24 protein-coding genes and 1 riboswitch are annotated in these 20445 nt (G+C 45.3%); of the genes, 22 read left to right on the forward strand and 2 right to left on the reverse strand.

All coding sequences use genetic code 11. The features are described 5' to 3' along the window. The first annotated feature begins 30 nt into the window (after positions 1 to 30). The 17 genes from ftsY (at position 31) to HQN90_RS06285 (ending at position 12024) form a co-directional block, all read left to right on the forward strand. Complete coding sequence (gene ftsY / locus HQN90_RS06205; RefSeq protein ID WP_173216926.1) at positions 31 to 1026, forward strand: signal recognition particle-docking protein FtsY; 996 nt, start codon at positions 31 to 33, stop codon at positions 1024 to 1026. A gap of 171 nt (positions 1027 to 1197) precedes the next feature. Then, entirely contained in the window at positions 1198 to 1557 is a 360-nt protein-coding gene (locus HQN90_RS06210; protein ID WP_079408678.1) for a putative DNA-binding protein, read from the forward strand. Positions 1558 to 1587: 30 nt separating this feature from the next. Next, positions 1588 to 2946, forward strand: coding sequence for a signal recognition particle protein (gene ffh / locus HQN90_RS06215; protein WP_173216927.1), 1359 nt, complete (start codon positions 1588 to 1590; stop codon positions 2944 to 2946). A 35-nt stretch (positions 2947 to 2981) separates the two neighbouring features. Further along, a complete protein-coding gene (gene rpsP / locus HQN90_RS06220) occupies positions 2982 to 3254 on the forward strand; it encodes a 30S ribosomal protein S16 (RefSeq protein ID WP_029195333.1) in 273 nt (90 codons plus the stop codon). Positions 3255 to 3280: 26 nt separating this feature from the next. Further along, on the forward strand, positions 3281 to 3511 hold the full coding sequence (locus tag HQN90_RS06225; RefSeq protein WP_079408680.1) for a KH domain-containing protein: 231 nt from the start codon (positions 3281 to 3283) through the stop codon (positions 3509 to 3511). 82 nt (positions 3512 to 3593) lie between these two features. Further along, on the forward strand, positions 3594 to 4109 hold the full coding sequence (rimM, locus tag HQN90_RS06230) for a ribosome maturation factor RimM (protein WP_173216928.1): 516 nt from the start codon (positions 3594 to 3596) through the stop codon (positions 4107 to 4109). Continuing rightward, positions 4106 to 4864, forward strand: a complete 759-nt coding sequence (trmD, locus tag HQN90_RS06235) for a tRNA (guanosine(37)-N1)-methyltransferase TrmD (RefSeq protein WP_173216929.1) — start codon at positions 4106 to 4108, stop codon at positions 4862 to 4864. Before rimM ends, trmD begins: the two co-directional genes overlap by 4 nt. Positions 4865 to 5027: 163 nt before the next feature. Next, complete coding sequence (gene rplS, locus HQN90_RS06240) at positions 5028 to 5369, forward strand: 50S ribosomal protein L19 (protein ID WP_079408683.1); 342 nt, start codon at positions 5028 to 5030, stop codon at positions 5367 to 5369. Positions 5370 to 5475: 106 nt separating this feature from the next. Further along, the gene (gene lepB / locus HQN90_RS06245; RefSeq protein ID WP_079408684.1) at positions 5476 to 6087 is read left to right on the forward strand and encodes a signal peptidase I; all 612 of its coding nucleotides are present in this window, start codon (positions 5476 to 5478) and stop codon (positions 6085 to 6087) included. An 11-nt stretch (positions 6088 to 6098) separates the two neighbouring features. Continuing rightward, positions 6099 to 6959 (forward strand): ribosome biogenesis GTPase YlqF, encoded by an 861-nt coding sequence (gene ylqF / locus HQN90_RS06250; protein WP_173216930.1) that lies wholly within the window; start codon positions 6099 to 6101, stop codon positions 6957 to 6959. Positions 6960 to 7122: 163 nt separating this feature from the next. Next, positions 7123 to 7770 (forward strand): ribonuclease HII, encoded by a 648-nt coding sequence (locus tag HQN90_RS06255; protein ID WP_173216931.1) that lies wholly within the window; start codon positions 7123 to 7125, stop codon positions 7768 to 7770. A 68-nt stretch (positions 7771 to 7838) separates the two neighbouring features. Then, positions 7839 to 9701, forward strand: coding sequence for a hypothetical protein (locus tag HQN90_RS06260; RefSeq protein ID WP_173216932.1), 1863 nt, complete (start codon positions 7839 to 7841; stop codon positions 9699 to 9701). Then, positions 9698 to 10009, forward strand: a complete 312-nt coding sequence (locus HQN90_RS06265; RefSeq protein ID WP_173216933.1) for an EscU/YscU/HrcU family type III secretion system export apparatus switch protein — start codon at positions 9698 to 9700, stop codon at positions 10007 to 10009. Before HQN90_RS06260 ends, HQN90_RS06265 begins: the two co-directional genes overlap by 4 nt. A 3-nt stretch (positions 10010 to 10012) precedes the next feature. Beyond that, complete coding sequence (locus HQN90_RS06270; protein WP_173216934.1) at positions 10013 to 10390, forward strand: YraN family protein; 378 nt, start codon at positions 10013 to 10015, stop codon at positions 10388 to 10390. 5 nt (positions 10391 to 10395) lie between these two features. Then, the gene (locus HQN90_RS06275) at positions 10396 to 10953 is read left to right on the forward strand and encodes a GIY-YIG nuclease family protein (protein ID WP_173216935.1); all 558 of its coding nucleotides are present in this window, start codon (positions 10396 to 10398) and stop codon (positions 10951 to 10953) included. Positions 10954 to 11039: 86 nt separating this feature from the next. Beyond that, complete coding sequence (locus tag HQN90_RS06280) at positions 11040 to 11498, forward strand: hypothetical protein (protein WP_173216936.1); 459 nt, start codon at positions 11040 to 11042, stop codon at positions 11496 to 11498. A 145-nt stretch (positions 11499 to 11643) separates the two neighbouring features. After that, a riboswitch (cyclic di-GMP riboswitch) is annotated at positions 11644 to 11729 on the forward strand. A 16-nt stretch (positions 11730 to 11745) separates the two neighbouring features. After that, on the forward strand, positions 11746 to 12024 hold the full coding sequence (locus tag HQN90_RS06285; RefSeq protein WP_173216937.1) for a hypothetical protein: 279 nt from the start codon (positions 11746 to 11748) through the stop codon (positions 12022 to 12024). Positions 12025 to 12269: 245 nt separating this feature from the next. On the opposite strand, the gene HQN90_RS38545 is transcribed toward HQN90_RS06285, so the two are convergent. Beyond that, positions 12270 to 12356 (reverse strand): putative holin-like toxin, encoded by an 87-nt coding sequence (locus HQN90_RS38545; protein ID WP_275942532.1) that lies wholly within the window; start codon positions 12354 to 12356, stop codon positions 12270 to 12272. Positions 12357 to 12519: 163 nt separating this feature from the next. Next, the gene (locus tag HQN90_RS06290) at positions 12520 to 14091 is read right to left on the reverse strand and encodes a YifB family Mg chelatase-like AAA ATPase (protein WP_173216938.1); all 1572 of its coding nucleotides are present in this window, start codon (positions 14089 to 14091) and stop codon (positions 12520 to 12522) included. Between the two features lie 192 nt (positions 14092 to 14283). On the opposite strand from HQN90_RS06290, the gene HQN90_RS06295 reads away from it, so the two are divergent. The 5 genes from HQN90_RS06295 (at position 14284) to topA (ending at position 20437) form a co-directional block, all read left to right on the forward strand. Beyond that, complete coding sequence (locus HQN90_RS06295) at positions 14284 to 14541, forward strand: hypothetical protein (protein ID WP_079408918.1); 258 nt, start codon at positions 14284 to 14286, stop codon at positions 14539 to 14541. 373 nt (positions 14542 to 14914) lie between these two features. Beyond that, positions 14915 to 16075, forward strand: coding sequence for an ADP-forming succinate--CoA ligase subunit beta (gene sucC, locus HQN90_RS06300; protein WP_079408919.1), 1161 nt, complete (start codon positions 14915 to 14917; stop codon positions 16073 to 16075). A gap of 49 nt (positions 16076 to 16124) precedes the next feature. After that, positions 16125 to 17057, forward strand: a complete 933-nt coding sequence (gene sucD / locus HQN90_RS06305) for a succinate--CoA ligase subunit alpha (RefSeq protein WP_056832926.1) — start codon at positions 16125 to 16127, stop codon at positions 17055 to 17057. Positions 17058 to 17172: 115 nt separating this feature from the next. Next, on the forward strand, positions 17173 to 18264 hold the full coding sequence (gene dprA / locus HQN90_RS06310) for a DNA-processing protein DprA (protein WP_173216939.1): 1092 nt from the start codon (positions 17173 to 17175) through the stop codon (positions 18262 to 18264). A 70-nt stretch (positions 18265 to 18334) separates the two neighbouring features. After that, a complete protein-coding gene (topA, locus tag HQN90_RS06315) occupies positions 18335 to 20437 on the forward strand; it encodes a type I DNA topoisomerase (RefSeq protein WP_173216940.1) in 2103 nt (700 codons plus the stop codon). Positions 20438 to 20445 lie beyond the last annotated feature (8 nt).

A 20445-nucleotide genomic window follows, 5' to 3' on the forward strand; every position in this document is an offset into this window, starting at 1 on the left:
CATTTACACGTTAATATCTTAGGAGGAACCATGAGCTTTTTCAAACGATTGAAAGATAGCATTTCCAGCAAGGCTGAAGCGGTAACGAATAAATTTAAAGAAGGACTAACCAAAACAAGAGACGCTTTCGTGGATCGCGTGGATGATTTGTTTAGCCGTCGCAAGAAAATTGATGAGGATTTCTACGAAGAGCTGGAAGAAATTCTGATCGGTGCGGATGTCGGCGTGAATACCGTCCTGAAGCTCATTGACGAGCTGCGTGCTGAAGTCAAGAAACGTAAGATTGAAAACCCGTCAGAGCTGCAACCGATTCTTTCCGAGAAGCTGATTGAACTCCTCAAGGGCGATGCAGATGCAGGCTTGAAGCTGAATCCTAATGGGTTGTCCGTCATTTTATTCGTGGGAGTCAATGGTGTAGGGAAAACGACAACGATTGGCAAGATGGCCCACATGTTCAAATCACAAGGAAAAAAAGTGTTGATGGCTGCAGGCGATACGTTCCGTGCAGGGGCTATTGAACAGCTGGAAACTTGGGGTGAGCGTGTAGGTGTTGATGTTATTAAACAACAATCCGGCGCCGATCCTGCCGCGGTGATGTTTGATGCGGTGCAGGCTGCCAAGACGCGCGGCGTAGATATTCTGCTATGCGATACAGCCGGACGTTTGCAAAACAAAGTGAATTTGATGGAAGAGTTGAACAAAATCTATCGTGTTATTCAACGCGAAGTGCCGGATGCTCCTCATGAAGTGATTCTCGTTTTGGATGCCACAACGGGCCAAAATGCGCTGAGTCAAGCGAAGCTATTTGGCGATAAAACCGGCTTGACAGGGTTAGTTTTATCCAAGCTGGATGGCACGGCCAAAGGCGGTATAGTTGTAGCGATCCGTCAGGAGCTGGCACTACCCGTGAAGTTTGTTGGTTTAGGCGAGAAAATGGACGATCTTCAGCCATTTGATTCTGAGCAATTCGTGCATGCCTTGTTCGGAAAATGGATTGGGGAGCAAAAAGAAGAAACGGATAATTAACTCAACCGTTCATATAACAAGGAAAATTCGCCTCTGCCGCCAAAGCGGTTGGAGGGGGATTTTTTGTTTTTATAACTGACAAGGTCAAATGCTTGACATTCATCTCGGAATTCAGTATGATAAGTTCTGTTGTGCTGGTGTCAAGTGTGCAACCTTTACGGAGGTGGAGTTATGACGCTCGATCAGATCGATCAGATGCTGGAGAAAACGAATCGCATTAACTTGCTGTTTGATTTCTATGAAGCGCTGTTGACCGATAAACAGAGAACATTCCTCCAGTTGTATTTTCATGACGATTACTCGCTAGGAGAAATCGCTGAGAATTTCGAAATTAGCCGCCAAGCGGTCTATGAACATATTAAACGTGCAGAGCTGACTTTGCAGGATTATGAAGGCAAGCTGCAGTTGGTACATAAGCATGAACAACGCATGAAGCTGCGCACAGAGCTGATTCAAGTGCTGGATCATTGCGATCCGGAGCTAAAGAGGAAAACGACGGAGCTTTTTGATACAATAGTAGGGATAGATTAAAGACAAGTCCAGAAGCAGGAGGTGAAGCGCATGGCATTTGAAGGATTGGCAAACCGATTGCAGAACGTTTTCGGTAAGCTGAGAAGCAAAGGTAAGCTGACGGAAGAGGATGTAGGCGAAGCGCTTCGCGAGGTTCGATTGGCTCTGCTCGAAGCGGACGTTAACTTTAAAGTGGTGAAAGACTTTATTGCCAAAGTGAAGGAACAAGCGATTGGGCAAGAGGTGCTTAAGTCCTTTACGCCAGGCATGGTCGTTATCGATATCGTTAACAAAGAGCTGACCGCTCTGATGGGTGGTACCCAAAGCAAATTAGCTCGCTCGAATCGACCGCCAACCGTCATTATGATGGCAGGTTTGCAAGGGGCTGGTAAGACGACAACCTCTGGTAAATTGGCGAAAATGCTGCTTAAACAAAACCATAGACCGCTGCTTGTAGCATGTGATATTTACCGCCCAGCTGCAATTAAACAGCTCCAGGTTCTTGGCGAGCAATTGAATGTACCGGTATTTGCACTTGGCGATCAAGTGAGTCCGGTCGAAATTGCCAAAGCAGGTCTACAACATGCCAAAGACAACGGCAATGATTATGTCATTATAGATACAGCAGGTCGATTGCACATCGATGAAAATCTAATGGACGAGCTGAAAAATGTTCGCACTGCTGTTGAACCTGATGAAATCTTGCTCGTCGTTGATGCCATGACAGGTCAAGATGCTGTCAACGTTGCAGAAAGCTTTCACAAACAGCTTGAGCTCACAGGTGTTGTATTAACAAAGCTGGATGGCGATACCCGCGGTGGCGCGGCGTTGTCTGTCAAAGCTGTTACAGGCTGTCCGATCAAATTCGTGGCCAGCGGCGAGAAAATGGACGCGTTAGAACCATTCTTCCCAGATCGTATGTCCTCAAGAATCCTAGGCATGGGCGACATGCTCACGTTGATTGAGAAGGCGCAAGCCGGTATCGACATGGACAAGGCGAAAGAGATGGAGCGCAAAATGCGCAACGCCGAATTCACCTTCGAGGATTTCTTGGATCAGATGGAGCAAGTTAAGAAAATGGGTCCATTGGATCAAATTCTGGATATGCTGCCTGGCGCCAACAAGATCAAAGGCATGAAGGATATGAAGGTTGATGATAAACAAATGGCTCGTGTTGAAGCTATTGTGAAATCAATGACCACAGAAGAGAAGCGCAAGCCGGAGCTTCTCAATGCAAACCGCCGTAAGCGGATTGCACTGGGCAGCGGGAATTCCGTGCAGGAAGTCAATCGCTTCATTAAACAATTCGATGATATGCGCAAAATGATGAAGCAATTCTCCGGTATGATGGGCCCGAAAGGCGCCAAAGGCATGAAGAAGTTAGGCAAGGGATTTAAATTTCCCTTTTAAATAAGCTTTTTATTCTAAGTAGGAGGTGATTTTTCATGGCAGTACGTATTCGTCTTAAACGTGTAGGCGCTCATAAAGCTCCTTTTTACCGTGTGGTGGTTTCGGATTCCCGTTCCCCGCGTGATGGTCGTTTTATCGAAGAAATCGGTACTTATAACCCAATTGCTGAACCAGCAGCTGTAACTCTTGATGAGGAGAAAGCGCTGAAATGGCTTCAAACTGGCGCTCAACCGTCCGATACAGTTCGCAGCCTGTTCTCAAAAGCAGGTTTGATGACTAAGTTTCACGAGCTGAAATTACAGAAGTAATCTGTTATCTTTCGGAGGGTGAGTTCATGAAGGATCTTATCACCGTAATTGCTAAGGCTCTTGTCGATCATCCGGAAGAAGTACGTGTTACTGTGGTGGAGAAAGATGACAAGATTGAGTTCAGGCTTTCTGTCCATCCCGACGATGTCGGTAAAGTGATTGGCAAGCAAGGCAAGATTGCGAAGTCGCTCCGCACAGTGGTCACGTCAGCAGCTGTGAAAGAAACGAAGCGGGTAGCCGTTGAAATCGTTTCATAAGAAACTAGGTTAGGATTTAGTTCCTAGCCTTTTTCTTATATGGTCTTGAAGGTAATTTAATGTGGAGGTTGGGCAAGCGAATATGAGCGAAAAATTGGTGACAATCGGTAAAGTAGTGAATAGCCACGGGATACGTGGAGAGTTGAAAATAGTTCCAGAAACAGATTTTCCTGAACGTTTTGATAAAGGCAATTCGCTGATTATTGTAGATTCTCAAAATAAGCAAACGCCGGTGACGGTACTATCGTCCCGCTTACATAAGAACGTATTTATTGTGCAATTTGCAGGGTTCACAGATATCAATGAAGTGGAGAAGTTCAAGGGCTCGCTTCTCAAAATCGAAAGCAAGCAGCAGCAGCCTCTTGAAGAGGGTGAGTACTACTACCACGAAATCATTGGCTGCAAGGTGATTACGGAAGAAGGCCAAGAGCTAGGGTTGGTATCTGAAGTGCTAACCCCTGGTGCGAATGATGTATGGGTCGTTGCATTGCCGAATGGGAAACAATTGCTGCTTCCTGTTATTGATGATGTGATTCTGGATGTGAATGTGGCAAGCAAAACGATTCAAATCCACCTCATGGAAGGATTACTGGAATGAGAATCGATGTCTTGACGCTATTTCCTGAGATGTTTGATGGCGTATTTTCGTCCAGCATTTTGGGGAAAGCCCGTGACAAGGGAATCGTTGCTTTGAACACGGTGAATTTCCGGGATTATGCCAACAATAAACATAATACCGTAGATGATTACCCCTATGGGGGCGGCGGTGGTATGGTCTTGAAGCCAGAGCCGATCTTTGCTGCTGTTGAGGATCTGTCTGTCCATCAAGAAGAAGGACAAGAACCGGTGAAGCCGCGTGTGATTTTGATGTGTCCCCAAGGTACACCTTTCACGCAGAAGAAAGCCGAAGAATTGTCAAATGAACAGCATTTGGTGTTTATTTGTGGTCATTATGAAGGCTATGATGAGCGAATTAGGCAGTATTTGGTGACAGACGAGCTCTCTATCGGGGATTATGTCTTAACGGGCGGGGAGCTGCCTGCAATGGTCGTTATAGACAGCGTAGTGAGGCTTCTGCCAGGTGTGCTGGGCAATGAAATGTCAGCTGTCACCGATTCTTTCTCAACAGGCTTATTAGAATATCCTCACTATACAAGGCCCGCTAAGTTTCGCGATTGGGAAGTTCCTGATATGCTGTTGTCCGGACACCACGAAAATGTGAGGAAATGGCGTCGTAAGGAATCTTTATTCCGGACATTGGAACGAAGGCCTGATCTGCTTGAGGGTAGAGATCTGTCCAAAGAAGAAAAGACGTGGGTTGCTGAATGGCATAGCCGGAAGCAAAAGGAATAGCGGCCATAAATTTATCTATTGAATTTCTTCTTTGTCTATGATATTATATATTCTGTTGTGATTTTTTCAACAGTTCGAGTCTGGTGGTCCTCTACGCATAACAACTACGATCTACTTTGCGAATGAGCGGAATGAACACCTGTGTGGAAGGAGGGAGTCAACTATGAATCTTATTCAAGAGATTACGAAAGAGCAACTCCGTACGGATATTCCTAATTTCCGTCCAGGAGACACACTTAAAGTACACGTAAAAGTTATCGAGGGTACACGTGAGCGTATTCAGCTGTTCGAAGGTGTTGTTATTAAACGCCACGGCGGTGGAATCAGCGAAACGTTTACAGTTCGTAAAATTTCTTACGGTGTGGGTGTGGAAAGAACTTTCCCATTCCATTCTCCGAAGATTGACCGGATTGAAGTGGCTCGCCGCGGTAAAGTTCGTCGTGCGAAACTTTATTATCTGCGTGGTCTTCGTGGTAAAGCTGCAAGAATTAAAGAAATTCGATAAGAAAACGGGGGGCTTGTTCAGGCAAGTCTCCTTTTCGTTTTTATGGTGCATACTAGAATAAACCTATATAGGACATAAACCAAAACTGGAAAAGAGGCAATCAGTGATGGAACAAAAAGATCAGCCTTACATAGAACCGGCAACACCGGTGGAGACAGCTCCTGTCAAACCTGCCAAGAATGAAACATGGGAATGGATTAAAGCTTTGGTCATAGCGGGTGTACTCGTTATTGTCATTCGTTGGTTTCTGTTCTCTCCGTTCATTGTTGATGGAGATTCCATGCGTCCCAATTTTCAAACAGGCGAGCGACTGATTGTGAACAAAATTGTCTATGACATACGCTCACCGAAACGTGGAGAGGTCATTGTTTTCCACGCACCAGAAGGTAAGGATTACATCAAGCGTGTCATTGGTCTTCCTGGGGAGACGGTGAAAGTGACGGGTGACAAGGTATTCATCAATGGTCAAGAGATTGATCAGCCTTTCATTCAAGCAGCAATTGAACAAGCCAACAAAGAGGGTCACCCGTATAATACGTTATCGGATTTCCCGGAAACAAAAGTGCCGGATGGTGAAATTTTTGCCATGGGAGATAATCGGCCTAACTCCAAAGACAGTCGTACGAAGAGTGTCGGTTTTGTGCCCTACAACAAAATTGTCGGCCGCGCCGAAGTTATTTTTTGGCCGGTGAGCAAAATTAGTTTTATACATTTTTGAGGTGAAATAGAATGACGATTCAATGGTTTCCCGGTCACATGACCAAGGCTCGAAGACAGATCGAAGAAAAGCTTAAGCTAATTGATGTTGTCATTGAGCTCTTGGATGCCCGCATACCGCTTTCAAGCCGGAATCCCATGGTAGATGAAATTTTGAAAGGCAAGCCACGTTTGGTGCTGCTGAATAAAAACGATTTGGCAGATCCGCAAGTGACGGCGGAATGGGTGAAGTATTTTGCTGATCAAGGTCTTCCTGCTTTGCCGATTGATGCAGCTAACGGAACGCATGTCAAAGAAATTTTGCCGCGTGTCAAGCAGCTTTGGGCTCACAAAATTGAGAGTCAGCTGCGCAAAGGAATTAATCCTCGCGCAGTAAGAGCGCTCATTGTTGGAATACCGAACGTTGGGAAATCGACATTGATTAATCAATTGGCCGGTAAGAAGATTGCCGCGACCGGAGACAAGCCTGGTGTTACGAAGGGACAGCAATGGATTAAAGTTGGAACTGAAATGGACTTGTTGGATACGCCTGGTATTCTGTGGCCTAAGTTTGAAGACCAGATGGTTGGTATGAGATTAGCCGCTACCGGTGCGATCAAAGAAGAGCTGCTGCATTTAGATGAAATCGCGCTTTTTGTTGTGAAATATATGGTTCAGTATTATGGAGCTGGTATTCAAGAGCGTTTTGCGGTTCAGGAGCTCCCGGAAGATATGGAGAACATCCACGAAGTGATTAAGGTTATGGAAGCTATCGGTCGTAAGCGCGGAGCCATTGTAAGCGGCGGCAAGGTAGATTTGGATAAAGCATCCCTGATCATTATTCGTGAGCTAAGGGCAGGCAAGATGGGGCGAATTTCCTTGGAAAAGCCTTAAGGTCCGGCGGATATATAGCAAATAGAAAAGTCATTTTTGGATTTCGCTGTGAAGCGAGTTCGAAAATGGCTTTTTTGTGTGAGACAAAAAGAAGAAAAAAATGGGTATGGCTTGACGAAGTGCCAATCCTATATAATGAGGAGATGGAAAGGGGCGAAAGCCATTGCTAGCGTATGAAAAACAGATGTGGGAGCAGGGGTTTAGCCTTGTAGCCGGCATCGATGAGGTAGGTAGAGGTTGTTTGTTTGGAGATGTTGTTGCAGCAGCCGTTATTCTCCCAAAGGGGTATGTGCTGGAAGGGGTTAATGATTCCAAAAAGCTTTCTGAAAAAAAACGAGATTATTTGTATGAGCAGATTCGGTTGGAAGCTCTGGCGGTTGGTGTAGGGATCGTCGATGTTGCGCATATCGAAGCGATTAATATCAAGCAAGCGGCCAGATTAGCCATGAAGCAAGCCGTTGAGCAGCTGAAGATTACGCCTGATTGTTTATTGGTTGATGCTGAAAAGGTAGATGTTGACCTCGAGCAAACGGCTATCATCCATGGCGATGCGTTGAGTCAATCCATTGCAGCTGCCTCCATTATCGCTAAAGTTACACGAGATCGTATGTGTGTGGAGTGGGATGATCAATATCCCGAATATGGTCTTGCTATACATAAAGGATATGCGACGAAGCACCATAGAGACATGCTTCTGAGATATGGTCCAACCCCGCTTCACAGGAAATTATTTATTCGCAAAGTGATGGCACAGTTGGAAATCAACGAAGCGGAACAACAGAATGAGCAGTTGGAACTGGACCTCATATAATTAGTTCTTGTAAAGAAATGCAGATAAGGCGCCGATAATAAATACATAAAAGCGTAGGAAGACATGAGGTGAATCGGATGAATATTAGCGGTCTTATTCGTAACTTGGTCGGGGATTTAACCGCATCAGATAGCAAGGTGCTTGAATTAAAGGTAGGACAAATCGTAAAAGGTGTCGTGCTTCAGCTGCTTGGCGATCAAGAAGCATTGTTAAACATCGGCGGTGTGCAAGTTCGTGCTAAGCTGGAGACTCCTCTTAAGCAAGGGGATGTTACGATGCTGCAGGTACAGCCGGAATCTTCAAAGGGCGGTCAAGTATTACTAAAACCTTTAACTGCTTCCGATGTACTCATTGCTGAAGATTCTATTAGCGAGCTGCTGAAGGCATTCACAGTGAAGGATACGGCTGGCAATCGTTCGATGGTGCAGCACATGCAGCAAGAAGGTATTCCGGTTACCAAGGAAAATGTCAAGGCATTCGATACCTTGATGCGCAGCCTGCCTGAAGGGGCGAATAAGGAGGACTGGACACAAGCGGCTGTACTTGCCTATAAAAAAGGATTGCCGCTTACTACGGAGACGGTAGGGGCCTTGAAACAGGTGACGACAGGGCCACCTGTAGGACAAGTACTGGAACAGCTTGAGCAGCAGGCTGCGGCGCTTGTTGAGCAGGATCCGGCACATCCTGCTGCTGATACGGCTAAGCAGGTTGTGGCGCTGCTCAAGGAGCTGCGGGCTTCCGCCGCAGCAACATGGCCTGCGCGGCCGCCGGAGGCGCCGGCCGAGACCGTGGAGCCAGCTGCTTCGCAGGCTGGCTCTTCCGGGAAAACGGCGGCTCCCGCAGTACTGCCGCCTGTAAGCGGCAGCGCGCCTGCGCCTGCTGCCGTCGTAACGGCTCCGCCCGCTGCTGTGCTAGCGGCGGGCTATAGTGCCTCCGCAGCTGCGCCAAGCGCGGAGAGTGCTGCCGGGGCGCAGCCGGCAGCGGACAAGCCGGCCGCCCGCCCTGCGGGAGCGGCCGAGCCGCCGCAGGCTCAGGTGCGCAGCGCTGAGCCTGCACGAGAAAGCGAACCGCCGCCGAAGGCGGGTTCGCCAGCACTTGAGCAGCCGCCTGCGAAGCAGAAGGCGGCTGGCGAAACCGAGGCGCAGGCGCGCAGCGCAGCGCCGACCCGGCATGCGGCTGATCCGGAGACTAACTGGATCAGCCGCATGCTCAAAGCCGTTGGCGTGGAACACGAGGCTCATCTAGCAGCGAAGCTGGACGAGCGGGCAGATCCACTTATGCGAGTACGCACGGACACGAGCGAGCAGCTCGCTAATTTGATCGCCACAGGCTCCCAGCAAGATGACGCTGTCAAGCCTGCCGCTGATACCTTGAAGAGTCTGCTGCTGCAGCTGACCGCTTCGGACGACACGCCAGCGCCGCTCAAAGAAGCGGCGCAGCAAGCCATTGGGCAAGTGACAGGGCAGCAGCTCATGTTAAGCGGTGACAAAACCGCCATGTTTGCACATATGACCTTATTCGTCCCCTTCATGGATGGCACTGGACAGCAGTCTGCTGCTATACATATTCAATCCCGCAAGGGAAAACGCGGAGAAGTGGATGCAAGCAATTGTCGGTTGCTTTTTGATTTGCAAATGAAAATCATGGGGAATACACTGCTGGATGTACAAGTTGTGAATAAAATCGTTTCGCTGAATATTCATAATGATCATCCGGCCTTAGCTCCGTTAATGGAGGAATCCAAAGAAGAAATAACGGCGGCGATGAACAAAGCGGGTTATCAATTTATTTCGCTGAAATGTTCACCATACCCACAACCACTTGCCCAGAAAGAAAATGAAGCAGCCAAACAAGGCGTATCCGACGGCCGAGTAGATCTTCGAGATCTCTTTCAGCCGAAGACCTACAAAGGAGTGGACTTCCGAGCATGACGAATCCCAGGAATCCATCCACGAAGCCTGAAGCGACACCAATTAAAAAAGCAGTAGCTCTCCGCTATTCACCGGAAATGCAAAAAGCCCCTACGCTAATTGCCAAAGGCAAGGGACATATGGCGGAAGCAATTTTACAAAAGGCCAAAGAGAACGGCATCCCGATTCAAGAGGATTCTTCCTTGGTAGAAGTGCTGTCTAAGCTTGATTTGGATCAAGAAATTCCTCCGGAATTGTATCAGTTGGTTGCTGAGGTGCTTAGCTTCATCTATCGTTCCGATAATCGAATGAGACCAAAGAGGGAATGATGGATGACAGAAATCCGAAAAGATACTAGGAAACAATTAGGGAAATTTGGCGAGGATGCGGCTGAAGCTTTTTTGATTCAACAGAATTACCTTGTATTGGCACGGAATTGGCGCTGTCGTACGGGAGAGCTTGATCTTATAGCAGAAAAAGACGATGTCTTAATTTTTGTAGAAGTCAGAACAAGAAGGAAGTCGAACCACTTTGGCACAGCGAAAGAATCGGTTGACTATCGGAAGCAGCGAAAGGTGAGGGAAATAGCTCAATTCTATTTGCATCGCTTTCAGCTGCATGAGAGGTCAGTACGCTTTGATGTTATAACGGTAGAAATTAGTGCGGATGCTGAAGCGCCTCGCATTGAACACATAGTAGGAGCCTTTTGAGCGCATTGTCAATCAGACAACCATCAAAAGGTTTTTTTCATGAGCTAGCGCAGTACTGCATATGCAAAGTAGTTGTTTCAGGGAATTTTTGTATTGCCTTCCATCGTTGGACACATGTAATATATTCTCTAGGTGCATTCATCCTAATACAGAAAGAAGCTAACATTTCTATGCTGCATAATGAAAAAGTCATGAGGTTTATCTATGTTTTAAAACTAGATGATGGTCATTATTATATTGGGCAAACAGATAATCTGGAGAGACGTATTGCTAATCATGGAACGAGCATAGGTGCAACTTGGACTAACATATATAAACCAATTTCTATGATAGAAACATTATCTGTTGGTGTTTGTAATTATTTTGAAGCTAAGAATATGGAAAATGACATTACTTTAGATTATATGCGGAAGTTTGGCTGGCAGCGAGTAAGAGGCGGAGATTTTTCTAACTCTGATGAAAGGGCTGTCTATGATAAATTATTAAAATTGAAGAAAAGAAATGTAATAAGTTTTGAAATTGAGGAACCGATCTATGGAGAGTTTGAGAACAACCAGGATTAAATCAATGATGAACGTGAAGGAAGAATGAAAACTTCCGGTTACTTGGACTTACATTCCAAAAAAATTTGCGATGAGGTTAAATTTAAATGAGGAAAGTGATCTACACGTTATTCATTCTACTCATAGCAGCATTAACAATAACAGCTTTTTGGTCAAAAAACATGGATAGCAAATTCATCGTCCCAGCTCTGAATAATTTTTATGCAGATTTTATTCAAAAAAACTATTCAAATATGTACCAATACACGGATTTTAGTTCACATACGAAAGACACTAATTTAACGAATGAAGGAAAAGCAAGTGTGGCAGAAGGATTATTAAATAACGACAGGCATTGGTATGGCCATATACAAAGGTATTCAATAGATAAAGTAAGTTGGCGAGGGATAAACAAAAGAAGTGCAACAGTTGCTGTAACGACATTGGATGTAAACGGAGATGAACAAACTTTGTATGATGAAGTCATCATCAAAAGGATAAGATCAAATTGGTTTATCACAGAGTATAACTCAGGATCTCCTTGGCGAACTATGAAGTTGCCTTAATTTTATGAGAAATTGTCACCACTTTAGGCCGCATGCCTGGGTGGTTTTTTGTGTTTTTTGATTTTAGGTAGTATAAACTGCTACTTTAGAACTAGACATAATTAACTAATTATTGTAAAGTAATATTGAATGTTAAGCAGATAGTGCTCGACAATGGCAAACCTATCTAAAGGTGGGGACGCAAAACTAAAGGGGCTTAGTGTAAAAACACTGTGCTAGCCAGTTATCGAAAGCGGAGGCGACAATTTTGGGAACTAAGATCAAATATATTGCTGTGGTAGAATACAATGATCGTCTAACGAAAACATTTAAAGAGATCCCATTTTTTTGTGAGGAAGATAGAAATCCAAGTATCGGTGATTTTGTTGAATTATTTCAGGCTCAGGGACTTGAGATGGAAATTGTAGATTTTGCTAATATGATTTTTCAGCCAATTGATAAATCTTCAACTGAAATTGTATCTGCCAAAATCAATAGAGCATTTAAAGACTATACGCACAATGATACAAAACGGATAAGAAATTAAAAAATGATCCAAGTAAGCAAAAAGAAGCAGCTCTCCAACCTTTTTAGGGGGGGCTGCTTCTTTTATTTTGGACAAGCTGCTCTGCTCAAAATTTAGAACGTATTAAAAACATTACTGCATTCTTTTACAGTTGATTGGACAAAAGAAAAAGTCAGATCAACGGATATGATCCGACCTGTATGGCGACTTGTCATTGGCGGTTTATTTTAGTATGGTTTCAAACCAAAACTAATGCCAACTTAGATTTATTTCCTCTTGTCAATGTAGGTTAACAGTGTGAGTATAAACAACCCAAATGCAAACATGATTGTCAGAGCTTGAAATATATCCATGTTCACAGCCTCCACCTTTCCAAGTAAGGTGTCCGCCTTTATACAAGTCGTCTTATTGTAAAGTTTAAAGTTAAATGGATAATTATGTTAGTGCCAATGGAACTATATGTGCATTTTTATCTTTCTACATAATTCGATCAAAATGGATATTTGGCTTATTTCTTTACATCTCAATCTCCTCTATACGCTGTTTTTTATCCAAATTCCTATACTGTATAGCCTCTGCCAGATGCTGCGGCAGTATTTGATCAGAGGCTTCGAGATCGGCGATGGTTAAGGCCAACCGCAGGATACGGTCATGCGCCCTTGCGCTCAAACCCAAGGCTTCAAAAGAGGCCTGAAGCAGTTGATCGCCCTCAGGGGTTAAACGACACATATGCCTCATGGATTTGCCGCTTAATTCATTGTTATGCTGAATGCCGGAACCTGCATATCGCAGCTGTTGTCGATGATGGGCGAGCATAACTTGAGCTAACATATCTTGTGAGGATAAGTTGTTCGTCTGCTCTTTTAATTGGAGATAGCTTGGTTTAGGTACTTCGACATGGAGGTCAATGCGATCAAGCAAAGGGCCGGATATTTTGGACCGATAGTGCACAATTTTGGCGGGGCTGCATATACAGGCATTTGTTTCTGTTTCAGCTCCGTAAAATCCGCAAGGACAAGGATTCATGGCAGCAGCTAAAATAAACTGAGAAGGAAACGTGTAAACTGCCCTCGCTCTGGCAATGGTCACATAGCGATCTTCCAGAGGCTGCCGAAGCACCTCAAGCGCATTCCGAGTAAATTCAGGCAGTTCATCAAGGAAAAGGATACCTCTGTGCGATAAACTAACCTCTCCTGGTTTGGGAATGGTGCCGCCACCGACAAGCCCGGCAGAAGAAATCGTATGGTGAGGGGCTCGGAAGGGTCTTGTACGTATGAGTGAGGAGCGATCTACAAGCTTGCCGGAGGCGCTATAAATTTTCGTAACCTCTAGGGCTTCTTTATCCGACATAGGGGGGAGAATGGAGGGCATCCGTTTCACAAGCATCGTTTTTCCTGTTCCCGGGGGGCCGATCAATAGGATGTTATGCATGCCTGCGGCAGCGATCATCATCGCACGCTTGACCTGGTGATGTCCGTTGACATCGGCGTAATCATCGACAAAATGTTGTATCTCTGCGGATTTTATCGATAGTTCACGATATTTATTATTAATGTCATTAAATATGTATAAATGTTCGGATTCCTTTGTCCAGCATTTGAAATCAGTGAGGTTGTTAATGGCGCACACCTCAATACCGGCAATAAGTGCAGCCTCCGCTGCATTGGCATGCGGCACATACACGCGTTTTATGCCTAGTTTTTTGGCTGCGTGGGCCATAGAGAGGACGCCTGGAATAGGACGCAGTGAGCCATCTAAGGCTAGTTCACCAAGAAATAAAGTGTGCTGAAAGCACTCAAAGGGAATCTGACTGGTCGTTATGAGAATGGCTGCCGCTATTGCCAAATCAAACGAGGAGCCTTCTTTGCGTAAATCGGCTGGCGCTAAGTTTACCGTAATTCGGTCCATTGGGAAGCTGAAACCGCCGTTTTTGATCGAAGAACGAACCCTTTCGACAGATTCTCTCACTGCGGAATCAGGCAGTCCAACCAAATTAATCTGAGGGAGTCCACTTGATATATCGACTTCCACTTCAATGATTTGTCCTTCAATCCCTTGTAGGCATGCGCTGATAACTTTGCCATACATACCAAAAAACACCTTCCTCTCCAATAGACGCAATTGCTCGTGCAGCTGCGAGTAGGATAAAAGGTGCTTCCTTATCGATCCATTCATTTGCTCTTATTGTATATGAAAATGGTAAAATTACGCAATTCCTAATTGCGTTAATTACGTTTTAAATACACCCTTCATGCACATACTGGAAGATGAGGTGATGATATGCAGGAGAAACCGTATTTTTGTCCCAATTGTCGTTCCAATCGCATTAAATTCAGTGTGATTACAAGTTATCAGCAGTCTTTTCTGAAGGATGCTCTCTCAGGAAGCATTACGGAGTTCAAGGATCCCGATGCGATCGCTGAGGCTGAACCAACCATTCAATGTTTAATCTGTCATTTCACAGGCAATGAGCTTAGGTTTATCAAACAAGCGGAGCGAGAGCCGCGGATGAATACACCAACAACGCCGCTTTACTAAAGGCAACTAAAGGAAGACGTATTTTTCAGATGATGGAAAATGCGTCTTTTTTAGTTGAACAACGATAGGCATGATTACGTAGTTTTCATCCATTTTGTATAAGCGTTTTGGCATTAAAAGGGGTTTCGCTGGTAAACCTCGTGAGCAAAGTGATAGCTAAAGTTTTTCAGTGTGAAAGGAAACTTTGAATGGATTAACGAAAAAAATAAGGAAACTGTCGAAAATAAGTGATACAATGGTTAGGGCTTGCGAAGAAGTGTGATACTAATTCCGGCAGCAAGATGTATTTCGTGCGCAAAGCAAAGCAGGAAGTTACACTCTTCCCCTGTATAGCACGTATAGAAAGTCCATACTGATAGGAGGATTTTAGGAAATGAATATCCATGAGTACCAAGGCAAAGAAGTCCTGAGACAGTACGGAGTCAGCGTTCCTAACGGAAAAGTTGCATTTACCGTTGACGAAGCTGTTGAAGCAGCGAAAGAACTCGGAACATCCGTCGTCGTTGTAAAGGCGCAAATTCATGCCGGAGGTCGCGGTAAAGCGGGCGGCGTTAAGGTAGCTAAAAGCCTCGATGAAGTTCGTACATATGCTAGCGAAATTCTGGGTAAAGTTCTTGTCACTCACCAAACAGGTCCAGAAGGCAAAGAAGTTAAACGTCTTTTGATCGAAGAAGGCTGTGACATTAAAAAAGAATATTATGTTGGTGTTGTTGTTGACCGCGCAACTGGCAGCGTAGTTTTGATGGCGTCTGAAGAGGGCGGTACGGAAATTGAAGAAGTAGCGGAACATTCTCCTGAGAAAATTTTCAAAGAAGTTGTGGATCCTGCAATTGGTCTTCAAGCTTTCCAAGCACGCAGACTGGCTTACTCCATTAACATTCCTAACGAGCTGGTTAACAAAGCAGTTAAATTCATGCTCGCTCTTTATAAAGCATTCGTTGAGAAAGACGCTTCCATTGCCGAAATCAACCCATTGGTTGTGACTGGTTCTGGGGATGTTATGGCTCTTGATGCCAAATTGAACTTTGATTCCAACGCGCTGTTCCGTCACAAAGATATCGTTGAGCTTCGTGATCTTGAAGAGGAAGATGCGAAGGAAATTCAAGCTTCCAAATATGACCTTAGCTACATCGCTTTGGATGGCAACATCGGTTGTATGGTTAACGGCGCTGGACTTGCTATGGCCACTATGGACATTATCAAGCACTACGGCGGAGACCCGGCTAACTTCCTAGACGTAGGGGGCGGTGCTACGAAAGAGAAAGTTACGGAAGCTTTCAAAATCATCTTGTCCGATGAGCAAGTTAAAGGAATTTTCGTTAACATTTTCGGTGGCATCATGCGTTGTGACGTTATTGCGGACGGCGTTGTTGCTGCTGCAAGAGAGCTTGGACTTTCCCGTCCGCTCGTTGTTCGTCTTGAAGGAACTAACGTTGAGCTTGGCAAAAAGATTCTTAACGAATCCGGTCTGAACATCGTTGCGGCTGACTCCATGGCAGACGGCGCACAAAAAATCGTTGCACTTGTGAAATAATCTAAACCCGAGTGGTTTTAACTAATATAGGGGATGTGAACAAAAGATCATGAGTATTTTGGTCAATAAACATACAAAAGTCATTACTCAAGGGATTACCGGCGCTACGGGTTTGTTTCATACCAAAGGCGGTCTGGAATACGGCACACAAATGGTTGGTGGCGTAACCCCAGGTAAAGGCGGTACAAAAGTAGATATCACTTTGGAAAACGGTGAGCTTGTTCAGCTTCCGGTCTTCAACACCGTGATCGACGCGAAAAATGCAACTGGTGCTACGGCATCCGTTATCTACGTTCCACCAGCTTTCGCTGCAGAGTCCATCATCGAAGCTATTGAAGCTGAGCTTGATTTGGTGATCTGTATTACAGAAGGTATTCCTGTTCTTGATATGGTTAACGTGAAACGTTACCTAGAAGGCAAGAAAACCGTTCTGATCGGACCTAACTGTCCGGGCGTTATCACACCAGGCGAGTGTAAAATCGGGATTATGCCGGGCTACATTCATACGCCAGGTCACGTAGGTGTTGTTTCCCGTTCCGGAACATTAACTTACGAAGCGGTTCACCAATTGACAACTCGTGGTATTGGACAATCTTCTGCTGTTGGTATCGGTGGAGATCCAGTTAAAGGTTCCGAGTTTATCGATATCCTCAAACGTTTCAACGATGACCCTGACACTTATGCAGTTATCATGATCGGTGAGATCGGTGGTACAGCAGAAGAAGAAGCGGCTGAGTGGGTTGCTGCCAACATGACGAAGCCAGTAGTTGGCTTTATCGGCGGTAAAACAGCGCCTCCAGGAAAACGTATGGGCCACGCCGGTGCGATTATTTCCGGTGGTAAAGGTACAGCTGCTGAGAAAGTAGCTACAATGGAAAGATGCGGTATCCGCGTCGCAGCTACACCTTCCGAAATGGGCTCAACGCTTGTTAGCGTGCTCGAAGAAAAAGGTATGCTGGATAAAGTGATCACAAAAAAATAGTCTTCTTTTCAAGAAGGTAAGCAACCTTCCATCTCCCTGTTTCAGGGATTTGGGAGGTTTTTTGTTTTTCTAAATTTGCAAGCATTTGTCATTCGAGCGGGGAGTGTATATACTTATGGATAATCGACTGATTGTATTCGGTCTTCATGAGCTTGAAGGAATAGGTTGGAAAACAATGCAGCAACTAATCAGCCGCTTCCCTGAGCTTCATCATTTGTTTGATTTGTCGTCGGCAGAAATTGTCGCCAAGGGCATTCGTGCTTCTGTCGCCGAACAAATTGCCACGCGGTTTACTCCGGCTTTCATAGAGCAAAAACTTCATATATATATGAAGCAATCCATTCAAATCCTGACGCTTCTGGACGACGAATATCCAACCATTCTTAAAGAAACAGCACAACCCCCTTGGGTGCTTTATGTAAAAGGAAATTTGTCTTTGCTGAGTGGACGACTTCTGGGTATGGTTGGGACCCGCACCCCGACTCTTTATGGTAAACGGATTGCCGAAGAGTGGGCAGCAGCCCTTTCCAGAGCAGGTTTCGGCGTTGTAAGTGGTCTCGCTCGTGGTATCGACAGTAAAGCTCACTTGGGTGCTTTACAGGGGAAATCGAAAACAGTTGCCGTGCTTGGCTGCGCCATTAATCAGATTTATCCGCGTGAAAACGCCTTATTATACCGCAACATTGAACAAGATGGGGTCATTGTTTCCGAGTATCCGATTGGCACTGGGATGAGGCCGGGGATGTTCCCGCAGCGCAATCGCATTATTGCCGGATTGTCGCTTGGCGTTACGGTAGTGGAAGCCGCAGAGGATAGCGGGTCGCTCATTACCGTTGAATTTGCCCTCGATGAGTCGCGTGATGTTTTCGCTGTTCCAGGTCCCATTGATTCCAGACAGAGCAGCGGTGTACACAGGCTCCTTAAGGACGGAGCCAAATTAGTGACACGGGTCGAAGAGATTCTGGACGACTACAACCACATCATACGTCCGGAGGATCGAGGGACGATCGCTAAGCCATCTCCCGTGTTTACACTCACGGAGGAGGAAGGCGAAATCCTTCGAAAGTTGTCGAATGAACCAATCTCGATTGATAGCTTATTAGAGCAGTGTCAATTTACGTTTGGACATTTGCATGCAGTTCTGTTATCTTTACTAATGAAAAAGGCGATTAAACAGCTTCCAGGTTCTACTTACATCTTAGCATAGGCTAATCACGAAGTTTTGCTTCTCGCCAATAGACGTTACCTTGAAACCAAGAGGGGAGGAAGGACGATCCATGGCGGATTCTTTAGTCATTGTGGAGTCACCAGCAAAAGCCAAAACCATCGGCAAATATTTAGGCAGCAAATTTATCGTAAAAGCCTCGATGGGTCATATTCGAGACCTTCCGAAGAGCCAAATTGGCGTAGAAGTGGATCGTAACTTTGAGCCTAAATACATTACTATACGCGGTAAAGGTTCTATCCTGAAAGAATTAAAAGACGCGAGTAAAAAAGTTAAAAAAATATATCTGGCGGCGGATCCGGATCGTGAAGGTGAAGCGATTGCCTGGCATTTAGCTCATTATTTAGATGTTGGTGCAGACGAACTTTGTCGTGTTGTCTTTAATGAAATTACGAAAGATGCGGTTAAGGATGCTTTCAAAACGCCACGCCGCATTAATCAAGATCTCGTTAACGCTCAGCAGGCCAGACGTATCCTGGACCGACTCGTTGGTTATAAAATCAGTCCTTTGCTATGGAAAAAAGTGAAAAAAGGGTTATCGGCAGGGCGCGTACAATCGGTAGCGGTTAAATTGATTCAAGATCGCGAAAATGAGATTAAAGCCTTTGAACCCGAAGAATACTGGTCGATCACGGTCGTTCTGGATGCGGGCAAAACTGTTTTTGAAGCTAAGTATCACAGTCTGAACGGCGAGAAGAAGGAACTCCATTCGCAAGAAGATGTTGATCTTATTTTAGCCGCAATGGGCAGTGAAGCGTTTACCGTGAAAGAAGTGAAAGAGAAGGAGCGTGGGCGTAATCCTTCCCCTCCTTTCATTACAAGCTCCATGCAGCAAGAAGCAGCAAGGAAACTAAACTTCCGAGCTTCCAAGACGATGTCTGTAGCACAGCAGTTATATGAAGGAATTGACTTAGGCAAAGAGGGTACGGTTGGTTTAATTACCTATATGCGTACCGACTCTACTCGGATTTCACCGATTGCCCAAGAAGAAGCCAAAGAGTTTATTATGACGAAATACGGCCCAGCTTTTTATCCCGAAACGCCGCGTCTTTACACCAAGAAGAATGCCAACGCGCAAGATGCGCATGAAGGCGTACGCCCAACTTCTGTGCTGCGCGAACCGGATCAGATGAAACCGTTCCTCAGCAAAGATCAATATCGTTTGTATAAGCTCGTGTGGGAGCGTTTTGTTGCAAGTCAAATGTCTTCAGCGGTACTCGATACGATGACGATTGATTTAACGGCTGGGGATACGGTGTTCCGTGCGAATGGTTCCAAGATGAAGTTTGCCGGATTCATGAAGGTCTATGTCGAAAGCAATGATGATGGCACTACAGAAGAGGACAAATTGCTTCCTCCTTTGACAAAAGGAGACTCCTTAGAGAAACAGAGCATTGAACCGAAGCAGCACTTTACTCAACCGCCTCCTAGATATACGGAAGCACGTTTAGTAAGGGCGTTAGAGGAAATGGGGATAGGTCGCCCAAGTACCTATGCACCAACGCTGGAGACGATTCAGAAGCGTGGGTATGTGGCGATTGAAGAGAAGAAATTCGTTCCAACTGAGCTTGGTGAGCTGGTGATTCAATTGATGCAGGAGTTTTTCCCTGAAATCTTGGACATCGAATTCACTGCGCATATGGAAGAAGAACTCGATTTTGTAGAAGAAGGCAAAGAAGACTGGGTCCGCGTTCTGGATACGTTCTATACTTCCTTCGAGAAGCGCCTTGAGTTCGCTGAAGAGGAAATGAAAGAAATTGAAATCCAAGATGAGGTTTCCGATGAGATTTGTGAGAAATGCGGAAAGCATCTTGTTTATAAAATGGGCCGTTTCGGCAAGTTCCTTGCCTGCTCAGGCTTTCCGGATTGCCGCAATACGAAACCGATTATTAAAGATATTGGCGTCACTTGCCCAACTTGCCATACAGGGAAAATTGTCGAACGCAGAAGCAAAAAAGGCCGTGTTTTCTATGGCTGCGATCAATATCCTACCTGTGACTTTGTCTCCTGGGATAAACCCGTCAGCAAACCATGCCCTGTATGCAGTTCGATGATGATTGAGAAAAGAAGCAAGAACGGTGTGACCATTCAATGTACGCAGTGTGATCACAAAGAAGAAGTCAGTGAAGATAATTCAGACGATATGAAAGATTAGAGGTGTCC

The sequence above is a fragment of the Paenibacillus alba genome, from assembly GCF_013204855.1.
GTDB classification, from domain to species: domain Bacteria; phylum Bacillota; class Bacilli; order Paenibacillales; family NBRC-103111; genus Paenibacillus_E; species Paenibacillus_E alba.